The sequence below is a fragment of the Leisingera sp. ANG-M1 genome (assembly GCF_000813745.1).
In the GTDB taxonomy this organism is placed as follows: Bacteria; Pseudomonadota; Alphaproteobacteria; order Rhodobacterales; family Rhodobacteraceae; genus Leisingera.
The window spans coordinates 103,336-117,287 of record NZ_JWLC01000003.1 but is presented as its reverse complement, the minus strand read 5'-3'; the positions used below and the strand labels follow the sequence as shown (position 1 = coordinate 117,287).

Annotated in this window: 12 protein-coding genes; 3 read left to right on the top strand and 9 right to left on the bottom strand. The window is 64.0% G+C overall.

Annotated features, from left to right (window positions below):
* Window positions 1–50 precede the first annotated feature (50 nt).
* The 9 genes from RA19_RS01795 to pdxR form a co-directional block, all read right to left on the bottom strand.
* On the bottom strand, window positions 51–932 hold the full coding sequence (locus RA19_RS01795; protein WP_039158996.1) for a sigma-70 family RNA polymerase sigma factor: 882 nt from the start codon (window positions 930–932) through the stop codon (window positions 51–53).
* Complete coding sequence (locus RA19_RS01790; RefSeq protein ID WP_039158994.1) at window positions 929–1,390, bottom strand: carboxymuconolactone decarboxylase family protein; 462 nt, start codon at window positions 1,388–1,390, stop codon at window positions 929–931. The genes RA19_RS01795 and RA19_RS01790 overlap by 4 nt, the downstream gene beginning before the upstream one ends.
* 120 nt (window positions 1,391–1,510) lie before the next feature.
* Window positions 1,511–2,398 carry a dimethyl sulfoxide reductase anchor subunit family protein gene (locus tag RA19_RS01785; protein ID WP_039158992.1) on the bottom strand — a complete coding sequence of 296 codons (888 nt, stop codon included), beginning with the start codon at window positions 2,396–2,398 and terminating at the stop codon, window positions 1,511–1,513.
* The gene (locus RA19_RS01780) at window positions 2,398–3,162 is read right to left on the bottom strand and encodes a 4Fe-4S dicluster domain-containing protein (RefSeq protein ID WP_039158990.1); all 765 of its coding nucleotides are present in this window, start codon (window positions 3,160–3,162) and stop codon (window positions 2,398–2,400) included. Before RA19_RS01780 ends, RA19_RS01785 begins: the two co-directional genes overlap by 1 nt.
* Window positions 3,163–3,249: 87 nt before the next feature.
* A complete protein-coding gene (locus RA19_RS01775; protein WP_039158988.1) occupies window positions 3,250–6,072 on the bottom strand; it encodes a molybdopterin oxidoreductase family protein in 2,823 nt (940 codons plus the stop codon).
* Window positions 6,073–6,183: 111 nt separating this feature from the next.
* Complete coding sequence (gene pta / locus RA19_RS01770) at window positions 6,184–7,197, bottom strand: phosphate acetyltransferase (protein WP_039158986.1); 1,014 nt, start codon at window positions 7,195–7,197, stop codon at window positions 6,184–6,186.
* 44 nt (window positions 7,198–7,241) lie between these two features.
* Complete coding sequence (locus RA19_RS01765; protein WP_039158985.1) at window positions 7,242–7,988, bottom strand: TSUP family transporter; 747 nt, start codon at window positions 7,986–7,988, stop codon at window positions 7,242–7,244.
* 4 nt (window positions 7,989–7,992) lie between these two features.
* A complete protein-coding gene (xsc, locus tag RA19_RS01760; protein ID WP_019297253.1) occupies window positions 7,993–9,765 on the bottom strand; it encodes a sulfoacetaldehyde acetyltransferase in 1,773 nt (590 codons plus the stop codon).
* Window positions 9,766–10,026: 261 nt separating this feature from the next.
* Window positions 10,027–11,487, bottom strand: a complete 1,461-nt coding sequence (pdxR, locus tag RA19_RS01755) for a MocR-like pyridoxine biosynthesis transcription factor PdxR (RefSeq protein WP_039158984.1) — start codon at window positions 11,485–11,487, stop codon at window positions 10,027–10,029.
* Between the two features lie 106 nt (window positions 11,488–11,593).
* Here pdxR and RA19_RS01750 point away from each other — a divergent pair, with 106 nt between their 5' ends.
* The 3 genes from RA19_RS01750 to RA19_RS01740 all read left to right on the top strand — a co-directional run bounded on the left by RA19_RS01750 (window position 11,594) and on the right by RA19_RS01740 (window position 13,766).
* Window positions 11,594–12,337 carry a hypothetical protein gene (locus tag RA19_RS01750; RefSeq protein WP_039159019.1) on the top strand — a complete coding sequence of 248 codons (744 nt, stop codon included), beginning with the start codon at window positions 11,594–11,596 and terminating at the stop codon, window positions 12,335–12,337.
* A gap of 93 nt (window positions 12,338–12,430) precedes the next feature.
* Window positions 12,431–12,742: an ArsR/SmtB family transcription factor gene (locus RA19_RS01745; RefSeq protein ID WP_039158982.1), complete on the top strand. Its 312-nt coding sequence runs from the start codon at window positions 12,431–12,433 to the stop codon at window positions 12,740–12,742.
* Window positions 12,735–13,766 carry a permease gene (locus tag RA19_RS01740; RefSeq protein ID WP_039158981.1) on the top strand — a complete coding sequence of 344 codons (1,032 nt, stop codon included), beginning with the start codon at window positions 12,735–12,737 and terminating at the stop codon, window positions 13,764–13,766. Before RA19_RS01745 ends, RA19_RS01740 begins: the two co-directional genes overlap by 8 nt.
* Window positions 13,767–13,952: the final 186 nt, after the last annotated feature.

The following is a 13,952-nucleotide window of genomic DNA, read 5'->3' as shown; positions in this document are numbered from 1 at the left end:
GGGGTGAATTGCCCCGAAGGGGCAAGAGGGGCTGGCCCCTCCCGCCCGCTCTATGCCAGCGCTTCGGCCAGATGCGCGGTCTTGTCCGGATTGCGGGTCACATATATGCGGGAGACCCGGCCGTCCCGGATTTCCAGGGAGGTTGCCTGCAGAATACCGTCCTCGGCCCAATGCAGGATGGCCGGCAGGCCGTTCAGCCGGCAGGTCCGCCAGCGGTCCGGGTCGCCTTGCCCGAATTTGCGCGCAATGCCTTCGATCAGGCGCAGGACCTTGTCGCGCCCGTAAATCGGGTTCAGCGCCGCCATCGCCTTGCCGCCGCCGTCCGAGATCAGCTGCACGTCCTGCGTCAGCATCCGCGTCAAGGAGGCCATATCGCCGGTGCGGGAGGCATGAAAGAAGGCCTCGGCCAGCTCCAAGCCCTGTTCCGGGCTTTCCAGCTCATTGGGCGGCAGCTGCTGCACCTTGCGTCGGGCGCGCGCCGCCAATTGGCGGCAGGCCTCGGGCGAGCGCTCCAGCGCGGCGGCGATATCCTCATAAGCACCGTCAAAAATGTCATGCAGCAGAAAAGCGGCCCGCTCCAGCGGCGACAGCCGTTCCAGCGCCAGCAGCAGGGCCACCGTGACGTCGTGGTCCAGCAGTTCGGTGGCATCCTCGGTCAGAACCGGCTCGGGCAGCCATTCGCCGGGGTAGGTCTCGCGTCGGGCCCGGGCCGACTTCAGCTGATCCAGGCACAGCCGCGTGGTGATCCGCATCAGATAGCCGGTCGGATCCTGAACCTGCGCTTGCGGGGCCGCCTGCCAGCGCAGGAACGCGTCCTGCAGAATGTCCTCGGCATCGCTCACCGTACCCAGCATCCGGTAGGCGGCCGCGAACAATCGCGGCCGGGCTGTCAGGAACGCATCGGTTCCCTTTGTTTGCTGCTGAGCCTTCATGCGGCACTTGCCTCCCGGGCGGCAGGATGCGGGGTGCGGAAGCCGATTGCAATCCGGTTCCAGGCGTTGATTGCCGAGATCAGCAAGGTCAGCGCCACCTGCTCGCGCGGTTCGAAATGCTGCTGAACCGCAGCATAATCCGCATCCGGCGCACCAGTGGTCTCGACACGAGTGAGAGCTTCGCACCAGGCCAGGGCAGCGCGCTCCCGGTCCGAATACAGCGGCGACTCGCGCCAGGCGTTCAGCAGGTGCATCCGGTCTTCGCTTTCACCGTGGGCGCGCAGGTCATGGCTGTGCATGTGAATGCAATAGGCGCAGCCGTTGATCTGCGAGGCGCGCAGTTTCACCAGCTCGACCAAGCTGTGTTCCAGGGTGCTCTCCTTGAACAGTTTTTCCTGCTCCAGCATCGGCTGAAACAGGTCGGAGGCAATGGAAAAGTAGTCAAGGCGCGGGGTCATCTGTCTGTTCCTTTCTAAGGGGTTCAGGAACAGGACGAGACAGCTGGGCGGTTTGTGACAGGGCCGGAAGAAAAAGCCGGAAAAAAGTTCGGGGCGCCGCAGTGGGCGCCCCGGGACGTGTCAGCGTTTGCCGTAGTAGAGGCCGACCACATGCTCGGCCTGGGCAAAGAACAGCCAGCGCGAGGTGGCGACGCCTGCCAGGTGCGAGATCACCGCAAGGGCGGCAAACAGATGCTTGATCACAACACCCTGAACCGGAGTCAGGATCAGCAGGAGCGGCAGCGCAAAGCCCAGCACAAAGGCAATCATCCGCAGCTTCTGCGCGTGCTTGCGGCCCACCACATGCACAAACTCGCGCAGCAGGTAATTGGAGCCGGTGTGCGGCGGCTCAAACGCCCGCACCGCGCCGCGATCACCCAGGCCGGTGGCAGTGCCCAGGTTGGTGCCGGAGGCCTCCAGCGCTTTGTCGCCCTTGGCCCAGTAGGCCAACTGCACCGCACCTGCGATGGCCAAGAGCCAGGGCGCTACGGCCTCGGCACCGGCCAGCAGCGCACCGCCCGCCAGGCTGAAGGAGAGGAACACCGCAGGTGTCAGCTCCATGTTCCAGCGCGGGATGGTCTTCAGCTGGGTGTAGATCATCGAGGTGGTGAATACTGTGGCGAGGCTGAGTGCCGCACCGATCCAGCCCAGCAAGGTCCACTGGCTGTCCAAGAACATCGCGCCAATCGCGTAAAGGCCCATGACGATCAGGGCACCAACAGCGCAGACGCCTTCGCGCGACAGCCAGCTGGTTTTCCACTGGGTAAAGGCGCGCCAGGCGCGCTCCGGGTGGCCCAGGTGGAAGGTCGAGGCCAGGAGGCCGCCGCAAGCCAGGCCAAAGGCGATGACGTAGAACACAAAGGCCACTGTGCCGGTTACAGCGGGCTGGCCGAGGCCAAGGAAGAACAGCAATCCAAAGCCAAGCCCTGACAGGGTGGTGAAGATGATAACTGAGGGTGCGGGATGCATCAGTTCGCTCCTCCCGGAAGTTTGTCGAGGGCCTTGTCCAGCCAGCCCATGAAGCCCTGCGGTTCCTCAGCCACCGGCGCCAGCAGCGGCGCGAGGATGTCGATCTCCTCTTCGATGGTGTCCTTGGGGCGGGGCGGCAGGTATTTGTTCACCGGCTTGGTGCCCATCTCAGGCATCAGGTCCATGCCGCCGCGCTCTGCCACCAGTTTGGAGACATCGCTGTCCGGATCGCCCAGATCGCCGAAGTGGCGCGCGCCTGCCGGGCAGGTGCGCACGCAAGAGGGGATGCGGTCCACCTCCGGCAGGTTCTCGTTATAGATCCGGTCAACGCAGAGGGTGCATTTCTTCATCACCCCTTCGGCCAGATCCAGTTCCCGCGCGCCGTAGGGGCAGGACCAGGCGCAGAGGCCGCAGCCGATGCAATGGTCCTCGTTCACCAGCACAATGCCGTCCTCGACGCGCTTGTAACTGGCGCCGGTGGGGCAGACGGTGACACAGGGTGCGTCCTCGCAGTGCAGGCAGGACTTGGGGAAATGGATCAGCTGCGCATGGCCCTGCTCCGGCTGCACCTCATAGGAGTGCACCCGGTTCAGGAAGGTGCCCGACGGGTCGCCGCCATAGGGGTTCTGGTCCGACAGCGGCGCGCCGTAGTTTTCGGTGTTCCAGCCTTTGCAGGAGATCACGCAGGCATGGCAGCCGACGCAGGTGTCCAGGTCGATGACCAGGCCCATTTTGCGGTCTGTGGAGTTGGGGAGCTGGGTCATGTCAGCATACCTCCGCAATAGTGGTGAGGGCAGGCTGGGGCGCTGCCCCAGACCCCGGGATATTTCGGGCAAGAGGAAGGGTGCGGATCATTTACCGACTTTCCACTTCAGTTCTTTCGGGCCGGTGCCGACCGGGGAATCCTGCGCCGGGAAAGCAGGCTGGCTTTCCTGCAGATCCGCCGGTGCCGCGGCCTTCTCGATTTTGACTTTGAGATCGAACCAGGCCGCCTGGCCGGTGATCGGGTCGGAGTTGGCCCACCGCATGCCATCGCCCTTGGCGGGCAGAAGCTCGTGGATCAGGTGGTTCAAGAGGAAGCCCTTGGTGGCCTCCGGCGCATCCTCCTCCAGCGCCCAGGCGCCCTTGCGTTTGCCGATGGCGTTCCAGGTCCAAACAGTATTGTCGTTGAGTGCCGCCATCTCCATCACCGGCACGGTGATTTCCCCATGCGGCGAGGTGACCTTGGCCCAGTCGCCGTCCTGCAGCCCGTTCTCGCGCATCAGCTTGGTCGGGACATAAAGCGGGTTGCGGCCGTGCAGCTGGCGCAGCCAGGCGTTCTGGGTGCCCCAGGAGTGGTACATCGCCATCGGACGCTGGGTCAGCGCGTTGACGGTGAAGCCCTCATTGCCCTGCTGGTCGGTCTCGTACCAGATCGGCAGCGGGTCCATCACGTCCTTCACCCGCTGGCGCAGATGCTCGGGCGGCTGGCGTTCACCGTGGCCTTCGGCGGCCAGCTGGAACTTGCGCATTGGCTCGACATAGAGCTGGAACAGATAGGGCTGCGGGCTGTCATACAGGCCCATGCCCACGGCCCAGTCCTGATAGGCGGCGTTCCAGGGTTTGTAGTAATCCGCGCCCTCCGGGATGTGGGCGACGTGGAAGCCGCCGTTTTCGATGTATTTATCCAGCTGCTCCGGGTTCACCTCGCCGCGGCCGGTCTTGCTGCCGTCCTCGCCGCGGAAGCCCGACAGCGGGCCGATGCCTGGCTTGCGCTCGTGGTTGACGATGTAGTCGGCATAGTCCTTCCACTTGGGCGAGCGGTCCTCATTGGTGAAGCCCGGCAGCTTCATGCGGTTGGCCAGCTGGATCAGCACCGTCTGGAAACCGCGCACGTCGCGGTCCGGCTCGATCACCGGCCAGCGGATTGCATCGGCCGCCGCCTCTGCCTCGCAGATCGGGCGGTCCAGCAGCGAGATGCAGTCGTGACGCTCCAGATAGGTGGTGTCCGGCAGGATCAGGTCGGCAAAGGCCACCATCTCGGAGCTATAGGCGTCCGAATAGATGATATGCGGGATCTTGTAGTCGCCGTTCTCATCCTTGTCGGTCAGCATCTCCATCACACCTTTGGTGTTCATGGAGGAGTTCCACGACATGTTGGCCATATACATGAACAGCGTGTCGATCTTATACGGGTCGCCTGCATGGGCGTTGGAGATCACCATATGCATGAGGCCATGCGCCGACATCGGGTTTTCCCAGGTGAAGGCCTTGTCGATCCGCGCCGGGCTGCCGTCTTCTTTCAGCGCCAGATGCTCGGGTCCGCGCACAAAGCCCAGGTGCGGGCCGTCCAGCGGGGTGTCGGGTGTGGCCTTGCAGTGCGGGGTCGGGTGCGCCTCGACCGGCTTGGGGTAGGGCGGCTTGAAGCGGAAGCCGCCGGGAACCTCGACCGTGCCCAGAAGGATCTGCAGAACATGCAGCGCGCGGCAGGTCTGGAAGCCGTTGGCATGCGCCGAGACACCGCGCATCGAGTGCATGGCCACCGGACGGCCGATCATCTTGGAGTGTTTCTCGCCGCGGAAGTCGGTCCACTCGTGGTCCAGCTCAAACGCCTCGTCAAAGGCGACACGGGCCAGCTCGCCTGCGATGGCGCGGATGCGCTTGGCCGGGATGCCGCATTTGTCCGCAACCGCTTCGGGGGCGTATTCGTCCGCCAGATAGCGCTCGGCCATCTGGTGGAAGACCGGGCGGTGGGTGACGCCGTCCTTTTCGTAGACTGCCGACAGATCCGGGCGTACGCCAGGCTGGTCGAACGGAGTCAGCTTGCCGGTGTTGCGGTCGATGACCAGCATCTTGCCGTCCGCGTCACGCATCAGCAGGCCCTTTTCAGGCCCTTCCGAGGCGTTCACCAGCACCGGTGCGTTGGTGAAGCGGCTGAGGTAGTCGAGGTCGATCTTGCCGGCCTTCATCAGCACATGGATCATCGACAGGATGAACAGCCCGTCGGTGCCCGGGGTGATGCCGACCCAATCGTCCGCAACAGCGTTGTAGCCGGAGCGGATCGGGTTGACGCCGATCACCCGCGCGCCGCGCTTCTTGATCTTGCCGATGCCCATCTTGATAGGGTTGGAATCGTGGTCCTCAGCGACGCCGAACAGCAGGAACAGCTTGGTGTGGTCCCAGTCGGGCTGACCAAACTCCCAGAAGGCGCCGCCCATGGTGTAGATGCCCGCGGTCGCCATGTTGACCGAACAGAAGCCGCCGTGCGCCGCATAGTTCGGCGTGCCATAGCTTTGCGCCCAGAAACTGGTGAAGCTTTGCGACTGGTCGCGGCCGGTGAAGAAGGCCAGCTGCTCAGGCGCCTCGTGGCGGACAGGTTCCAGCCAGCCCACGGCAATCGCCAGCGCCTCGTCCCAGGTGATCTCCTTGAACTGGCCGGAGCCGCGCGGCCCGGTGCGCAGCATTGGCGCTTTCAGCCGTGACGGTGCGTTGACCTGCATGATCCCCGCCGAGCCTTTGGCGCAGAGCACGCCCTTGTTCACCGGGTGGTCGCGGTTGCCCTCGATATAGGCAACCTTGCCCTCTTTCATATGCACGTTGATGCCGCAGCGGCAGGCACACATGTAGCATGTGGTCTTCCGTATCTCGTCCGAGACCTTCGGCGAGGTGTCTAGGATTGGCTGCTGGTGGGTCATTGGCGGGTCCTGTTGGGTGTTTTGGGCGACCGTATGACGGAAAGCCTCAAAAAGGGAATAGTGTTCTAAGCGGGTTTAGGTTTTTGGAACCATCGTTCAAATTTTTGTCCCTTAGTTGTCTGCGGCCTGCAGGATGGTGACGGCGATGATCTGGGTCACATCCTCGGCACTGCAGCCGCGGGAAAGATCGTTTGCGGGTTTGGCCAGCCCCTGCAGCACCGGCCCGATGGCCGCGTAACCGCCCAGCCGCTGGGTGATCTTGTAGCCGATGTTGCCGGCGTCCAGGTTCGGGAAAATCATCACGTTGGCCTGACCGGCGACAGCGGAGCCGGGGGACTTACGCTCACCCACCGAGGGCACAAAGGCGGCGTCGAACTGCAGCTCGCCATCGGCGGGCAGCTCCGGGTGCGCTTCCTGGAACAGGCCCAGGGCTTCGGTCACCTTGTCCACCGCCGGGTGCTTGGCGCTGCCCTTGGTCGAGAAGCTGAGGAAGGCCAATTTCGGATCCACCCGCAACAGCGCGCTGGCCGATTGGGCCGAGGCAGCAGCGATGGAGACCGTCTCAGCAGGCTTGGGATCAATCACCAGGCCGCAGTCGGAATAGAGCATCGCGCGGGCGCCCTCGGGTGCGCCTTCCGGCGGGTACATCAGGAAGAAGGAGGAGACCATGCCGGCCTCCGGTGCCATGCCGATCACCTGGATGGCGCTGCGCACCACGTCGCCGGTGGTGTGGACGGCGCCGCCGACGGTGCCGGTGGCATGGCCCAGGCGCACAAGCATGGCGGCATAAACCAGCGGCGTCTCGGCGGCGGCACGGGCTTTGGCCTCATCCACGCCCTTGTGCTTGCGCAGCTCATAATACTCGGCTGCAAAGCTGGCGGTCAACTCCGAGGTGGCCGGATCATGAACCGCAACGCCTTCACTGGCTTCGGCGCCCTCCGCTTGCAGCGCGGCTTCGACTTCAGCCTGCGGACCGACCAGGATCACGTCGGCGATCCCCGCACGATGCGCCGCCAGGGCGCCCGCCACCACGCGGGGATCCGTGCCCTCGCTTAGCGCAACAACGGGGCGGGTGGCCGGGGCTTCGGCCTTCAGCAGTTCGAGCGGGGACAAAGTATGGGTCACGGAATGCGGTCCTGTAACAGCGGTTTCGGGGCAGGGCGGGACGGTCAGAACGCCAGCCGCGCGATATTGATCAGCGACAGCGTGGTCAGCATCAGCACCACCGCGCGGCGGAACAGCGACTGCGAGACCACATGAAAGGTCCGGGACCCGGCCCAGATGCCGAGGCCCAGAATGGGAAAGGCCAGCAGGATGCCGGTCAGGGTTTGCGGCCCCACCAGCCCGTTTGCGGCCATCACCGGCAGCGCCATGATGTCGATGCCGGTCAGAAACACGATCATCGTGGCCCGGAACACCGCCGGGGCAATCGGCTGCGCGGTCAGGAAGGCCGCGGTAACCAGGCCTCCGACCCCGGCGCTGTTGGCAATGCCGGCCAGGGCGCCGGCGCCTGCAGTGCCATTGCGCCCGATGGGGCGGCTGATTTGCCAGCCGCTCAGCAGCACCAGGCTCAGGCACAGGATCAGGCTCGATACTGCCAGCCGCGCTTCAAACTCGCCCAGCCGGGCCATAATGGCGATCGCGGGGACGGTGGCGACGGCGGCGCCTGCCAGCAGGGCAAAGGCACGGTGCCAGTCGATATGCGGGCGGATGTCGCGGGCCTGAAAGACGGTCATGGCGATTTCGCAGGAAAACACCACCGGGATCAGCGGCAGAGGATTGGTCGTCAAAGCCGCTAGAATGATGAAAATCGCGGAGAATCCGAAGCCGGAAAAGCCCCGGATAACGGCCGCCGCGAATAACGCGGCGGCCAGAAATGCCCCCTGGCCGGTGGACAGGTCAAAGGGCAATTCCATGGTCTCAGACTTTCTGCGGACGCATGTCGTCCTTGCTGATGCCTGCAACCTGAACCGGCTTCTTCATCGCGTCGCGGCGGAAGGGCTCACCCAGTTCCTGGTTGATCATCGCTTCGATCAGGGTGGTGATGCCTTTCTTCTGGTCTTCGCAGGCCTGGCGCAGGGCGTCGGTCAGCTCTTCCTGAGTGCGGGCAACAACACCTTTCAGGCCGCAAGCATTGGCGATACCGGCATAAGACACCTGGGTGTCGAGCTCGGTGCCGACAAAGTTGTCGTCGAACCACAGGGTGGAGTTACGCTTTTCCGCGCCCCACTGGTAGTTGCGGAAGACAACCTGGGTCACGGCGGGCCATTCTTCGCGGCCGATTGCGGTCAGCTCGGTCACTGCGATGCCGAAGGCGCCGTCGCCGGAGAAGCCGACAACCGGAACGTCCGGGCAGCCGATTTTCGCGCCGACAACCGCCGGCAGGCCATAGCCGCAGGGGCCGAACAGGCCGGGGGCCAGGTACTTGCGGCCTTCCTCGAAGGACGGGTAGGCGTTGCCGATGGCGCAGTTGTTGCCGATGTCGGAGGAGATGATCGCATCCTTCGGCAGGCCGGCCTGGATCGCACGCCATGCACGGCGCGGGCTGAGCCAGTCCGGCTTGGCAGCGCGGGCACGCTCGTTCCAGGTGGTGCCGGGATCGTCCTGCTCGCTGTCCATCGAGGACAGTTCCTGCGCCCAGGAGGATTTGGTGTGCGCGATCAGCGCCTTGCGCTCGTCGCGGCCCTCGTCGCCTGCGGTGCCGGACAGTTTGCCCAGGATGGTGTCTGCAACCTGCTTGGCGTCGCCGACGATGCCGACGGTGACTTTCTTGGTCAGGCCGATGCGGTCCGGGTTGATGTCAACCTGGATGATTTTCGCGTCGGTCGGCCAGTAGTCGATGCCGTAGCCGGGCAGGGTCGAGAACGGGTTCAGGCGGGTACCCAGGGCCAGAACGACGTCGGCTTTGGAGATCAGTTCCATGCCGGCCTTGGAGCCGTTGTAGCCCAGCGGGCCGGCGAACAGCGGGTGCGAGCCGGGGAAGGCGTCGTTGTGCTGGTAGCCAACGCAGACCGGGGCGTCCAGGCGCTCAGCCAGGGCCATCGAGGACGGGATTGCGCCGCCGATGACAACGCCGGCACCGTTCAGGATGACCGGGAATTTGGCGTTCGACAGCAGCTCGGCTGCCTCATTCACCGCGTCGGTGCCGCCTGCGGGGCGCTCAAAGTCAACAACGGCCGGAAGCTCGATGTCGACAACCTGGGTGAAGTAGTCGCGCGGCACGTTGATCTGGGCCGGAGCGGAGTTGCGCTTGGCCTGCATGATCACGCGGTTCAGAACCTCGGCCATACGGGACGGGTCGCGCACTTCTTCCTGGTAGCAGACGCAGTCGGCGAACATGCGCATCTGTTCCATTTCCTGGAAGCCGCCCTGACCCATGGTCTTGTTCGCGGCCTGCGGGGTGACCAGCAGCAGCGGGGTGTGGTTCCAGTAGGCGGTTTTGACGGCGGTCACAAAGTTGGTGATGCCGGGGCCGTTCTGGGCGATCATCATCGACATCTTGCCGGTGGCGCGGGTGTAGCCGTCGGCCATCATGCCGCCGGAGCCTTCGTGGGCGCAGTCCCAGAAGGTGATGCCTGCAGGCTCGAAGATATCCGAGATCGGCATCATTGCCGAGCCGATGATGCCAAAGGCATGCTCGATGCCGTGCATCTGCAGGACTTTGACGAAGGCTTCTTCGGTGGTCATTTTCATGGCGGGTTCTCCTGAATGAGACGCGGAATTCCCCCGGGCGCACTGCCGGGAATTGACTCTGGTTTAGGGGGCGGGTGCAGACCGGGTTAGGGCCAGTTCTGAAACCCGGATAGGTCCAAAACTGGATCCATGAAAATAGTACCGCCGGATTTTCACATAAGCATCAGCGAGTCGCGGCGTTACAGCGCCATAAAACGCGATGACTCAATAAATGATACGATTGGTATCATTTGTCGCGCCTTGCCGTGAGGGGGTTCTGTTTCAGCCTTGTTTCAAGGCCTTGGCCAGCAAGGCCAGGCCGGGCTCGATTCGGGTGGCGGGAATCGAGGAATAGCCCAGCCGGTAATAGTTTTGCTTGCGATGTTCGGCAGCAAAGAAGGGCGCGCCGGGCTCGATAATCACGCTCTTTTCCTTCAGCCGCTCGGCAACCGCCGTGGCGTCCACATTCTCGGGCGCCTCCATCCACAGGGCTGAGCCGCCGAAGCTGCCAACACCGGCAATTGTCAAACCATGCTTGCGGATCGCATCCTCGATCACCGCGCGGCGGTCGTGCAGCACTTTTGCGGTGCGGCGGATCTGGGCATCATAGTGTCCCAGCGACAGGAAGTAGGCGACAGTGCGCTGCACATGGCCCGGCGGATGCCGCAGAACGCTCGCCCGCAACGCCCGGGCCTGGCGGATGAACGGCTCCGAGCCCACCATGTACCCCAGCCGCAGCCCCGGAAACAGCGATTTGGAGAAACTGCCGGCATAGATCACCCGCCCCTCGGTATCGAGCGACTTCAGCGAGGGTGAGGGGGCGCCGAGGAAGGACATTTCGAATTCGTAATCATCCTCGACAATCACCGCATCAATGTCGCTGGCCCGCTGCAGCAGCTCCTTGCGGCGTTCCATCGGCATGGTGAAGGTGGTCGGGCTCTGGTGGCTGGGGGTGCAGAAGATCACATCTGTGTCTTCTGAAATCCGCTCCGGCGGCAGCCCGCCCTCATCAACGGGGATGCAGTCGACTTGGCAGCGGGTCTGCACCACCTGATCGCGCAGGGTGTAATAGGCGGGATCTTCGACTGCCGCCCGCCGTCCGCGGTTCAGAAGCAGCTGGCAGGTGATCCACAGCGCGTTCTGGGCGCCCAGCGTGATCAGGATCTCCTCGGGCCGCGCGGTGATGCCGCGGCGGGGCAGTGTGTGGCGGGCGATATATTCCAGCAGCAGCGGGTCGTCCTGGTCGAAATAGTCATTGGCCAGGGCCGCAAAATCCTTCTGCCCCAGCGCCCGCAGAGCACAGAGCCGCCAGTTGGCATGATCAAACAGCGAGGCATCCGCCTGGCCGTAGATGAAAGGGTAACGGTAGTCGCGCCAGCCCTCGGGCTTCCGCGGCGTGTCGCCGCCGGTAAAGCTGCGCGCCAGAGCCTTGCCCCAGTCCACGGAATCTCCGGATTTCTGCTGCGGCGTATAGGACGGCGGCACTGGCGCATTGTCCGACACGAAATACCCCGACCGCCCGCGCGAGGTGAGGTAGTCATTGGCCAGCAGCTCGGTATAGGCCAGCGTCACCGTGATCCGGCTGATGCCCAGATGGGCCGCCAGCTTGCGTGAGGACGGCAGCTTCTCCCCGACCCGGAAGCGGCCCGAGAGAATGCCCTCGGCGATCATTTCTTGGATCTGCGCCTGCAGAGTGCCCTGGGCATCCGGGTTGAGAAAGAAGGTGTCGACAGAAATGGCCATGCGCGCCACCTTAGGGTGGACTTAAACGCGGTGCAATCTGGCCTTAGGGCCAGTTTGCGGAAATCTGCGGCTTGCTCTGGACAGGATGGAGTGCCAGCGTGCCGCCATGTTCAAGATCGTTGGCCACCTGGCGCTCGTTATTGTTTTGACGCTTCTCTCTCAGCTCGGCGGAATCGCCTGGCTGGTGGCGCAGTTGTTTCGGCGAAAGCTGGCGGCGTTCCTGATTCTCTATGCGGGTCTCAGCCTGGCGGTCATTTGGGTGGCGCCGCTGTCCGGGCGGGTGGCTCTCAACTGCTGGGAGCGCGGGCCGCTGCAGATGCATTCCTGGTTTTACTGCGCCCTGAACCGGAATTATGTGACGCCAGAGCTGGCGGTGCTGCTGCAGGACACCGCTGCGGCCGTGGATCAGGCGTATCCTGGGACTGTCACTCAGGTGCTGGATGCCAGCTTCCCGTTCCTCACCGGTTTTCCGCTTCTGCCGCATCTGTCCCATCACGATGGCCGCAAGGCGGATCTGGCTTTCTATTACGCGGATGCCGGGAAGTATGAGCCAGGGGCAACCCGTTCTCCTTTCGGCTATTTCGCCTTTGAACCAGGGCCTTCGGATTGCCCCGGCACCTGGCTGACTCTGCGCTGGGATTTGGCACTTCTGCAACCGTTGTGGCGGGGTCTGGAGGTGGATGCACCGCGCACCCGCAATCTGCTGCGGGTACTGGCTGCGGACAGCCGGGCTGGTAAAATCTTTCTGGAGCCGCATTTGCAGGACCGGCTGGGGCTGCACTCCGCCAAAATCCGCTTCCAGGGCTGCCGCGCAGCGCGGCATGACGATCACATCCACTTGCAGCTCTGAAAGGTTCGATAAGCCGCTGACTTGAATTCCGTCAGATAAAACCATAAAACTAGTTTTAACGAATCAAATGGAGCTGACATCATGCCTCGCGAAATGGAGTGGGAAGAAGCCGCACAGGGCTTTGCCGCGATGGGGTCCGAGGCACGGCTGCAGGTGCTGCGCTGCCTGATCCGGGCCGGCGGGGCCGGGCTGACCGTGGGAGAGATCCAGAGCCGCACCGGCATTGCTCCCTCGACCCTGGCGCACCACCTGAAATTCCTCACCGGCGCGGGCGTGGTCGAACAGGAACGCATTGGGCGTTCGACCATCAGCTGCGCCGATTTCACCCGGCTGGAGGCGCTGGCCGGGTTCATCCTCAACGAGTGCTGCGCAGATGCAGCCGGAAAGGCGGCAAACGATGGCTGATCTGACACAGAATCCCCGGCCCGCGAAAACTCTGGGCAGGTGGCTGAAAACACCATGGACCCTGAGTGTTGCGCTGCTCGCGGCTGCCGCGGTGCTGGACCCGGGCAATTTCAGCTCCGTCGCTGAATTCGCCGCCACCGCGCTGGTGAGCACGGCAAAGTACATCCTGTTTGCGGTGCTGCTGCTGGCCTATCTCAAGGCGACCGGCGCCGAAGCCATGGTGGCCCGTGCCTTTGAGGGCCGCGAGACCCGGATGATCTTCCTGGCGGCACTGTTTGGCGGGCTGGCGCCGTTCTGCTCGTGCGAAGTTATTCCCTTCATTGCCGGGCTTCTGGCCTTGGGTGCTCCCTTGTCAGCGGTGATGGCCTTCTGGCTGTCCTCGCCGCTGATCGACCCGCCGACGCTGCTGATCACCGCGGGTGCGCTGGGCTGGCTCTTTGCCATCGGCAAAGCGGTTGCAGCGGTGGCGCTGGGGCTGTTCGGCGGCTTTGCCGTCAAGCTTCTGCGGGGGCAAGGCGTCTTTGCCAGCCCGCTGCGCAAACAGCCCGCCGCCGGTTGCAGCAGCTGCGGCGGACCGAAGCTGGACGCCAAGCCGAACTGGCGGTTCTGGACCGAGGCGGAGCGCAAGGTGAAGTTCCGCGAAGAGTTTGTCTCAAACGGCGTTTTCCTGCTGAAATGGCTGGCGCTGGCCTATGTGCTGGAATCGCTGCTGGTCCACTATGTTCCAGCCGGTGTGATTGCTGGGCTGGTGGGCGGCGAAGGCGTGCTGCCGATTGCTATCGCAGCGCTGGTCGGGATGCCGGCTTACCTGAACTCCTATGTGGCGCCGCCCTTGCTGGCCGGTCTGATGGAGCAGGGGATGAGCGCAGGAGCCGCCATGGCCTTTATGGTGGCCGGTGCTGTCAGTTCGGTGCCTGCCATGGCGGCGGTCTGGTCGCTGGTGAAGCCCAAGGTCTTTGCCACCTATCTTGGCCTAGGGGTGAGCGGCGCGATTGTTTCGGGCATCCTGTTCCAACTGGTCTGAGCCGCCTGCGGCGGGCCGGGCAATCCCGCCCGTTGCTTCGGCATCAAAGATGCCTTGCTTCCGTTGGGCCCAGCGCCGCGCTGACGCGCGGCGCCGTTGCGTATTGCTGAAAAGGCCCAGGCAGACAGAGCCTTTGGTTCTTTTGACCCGTTTCTTGCGGGAATGGGGCAGCCCCGGCTGCAACCG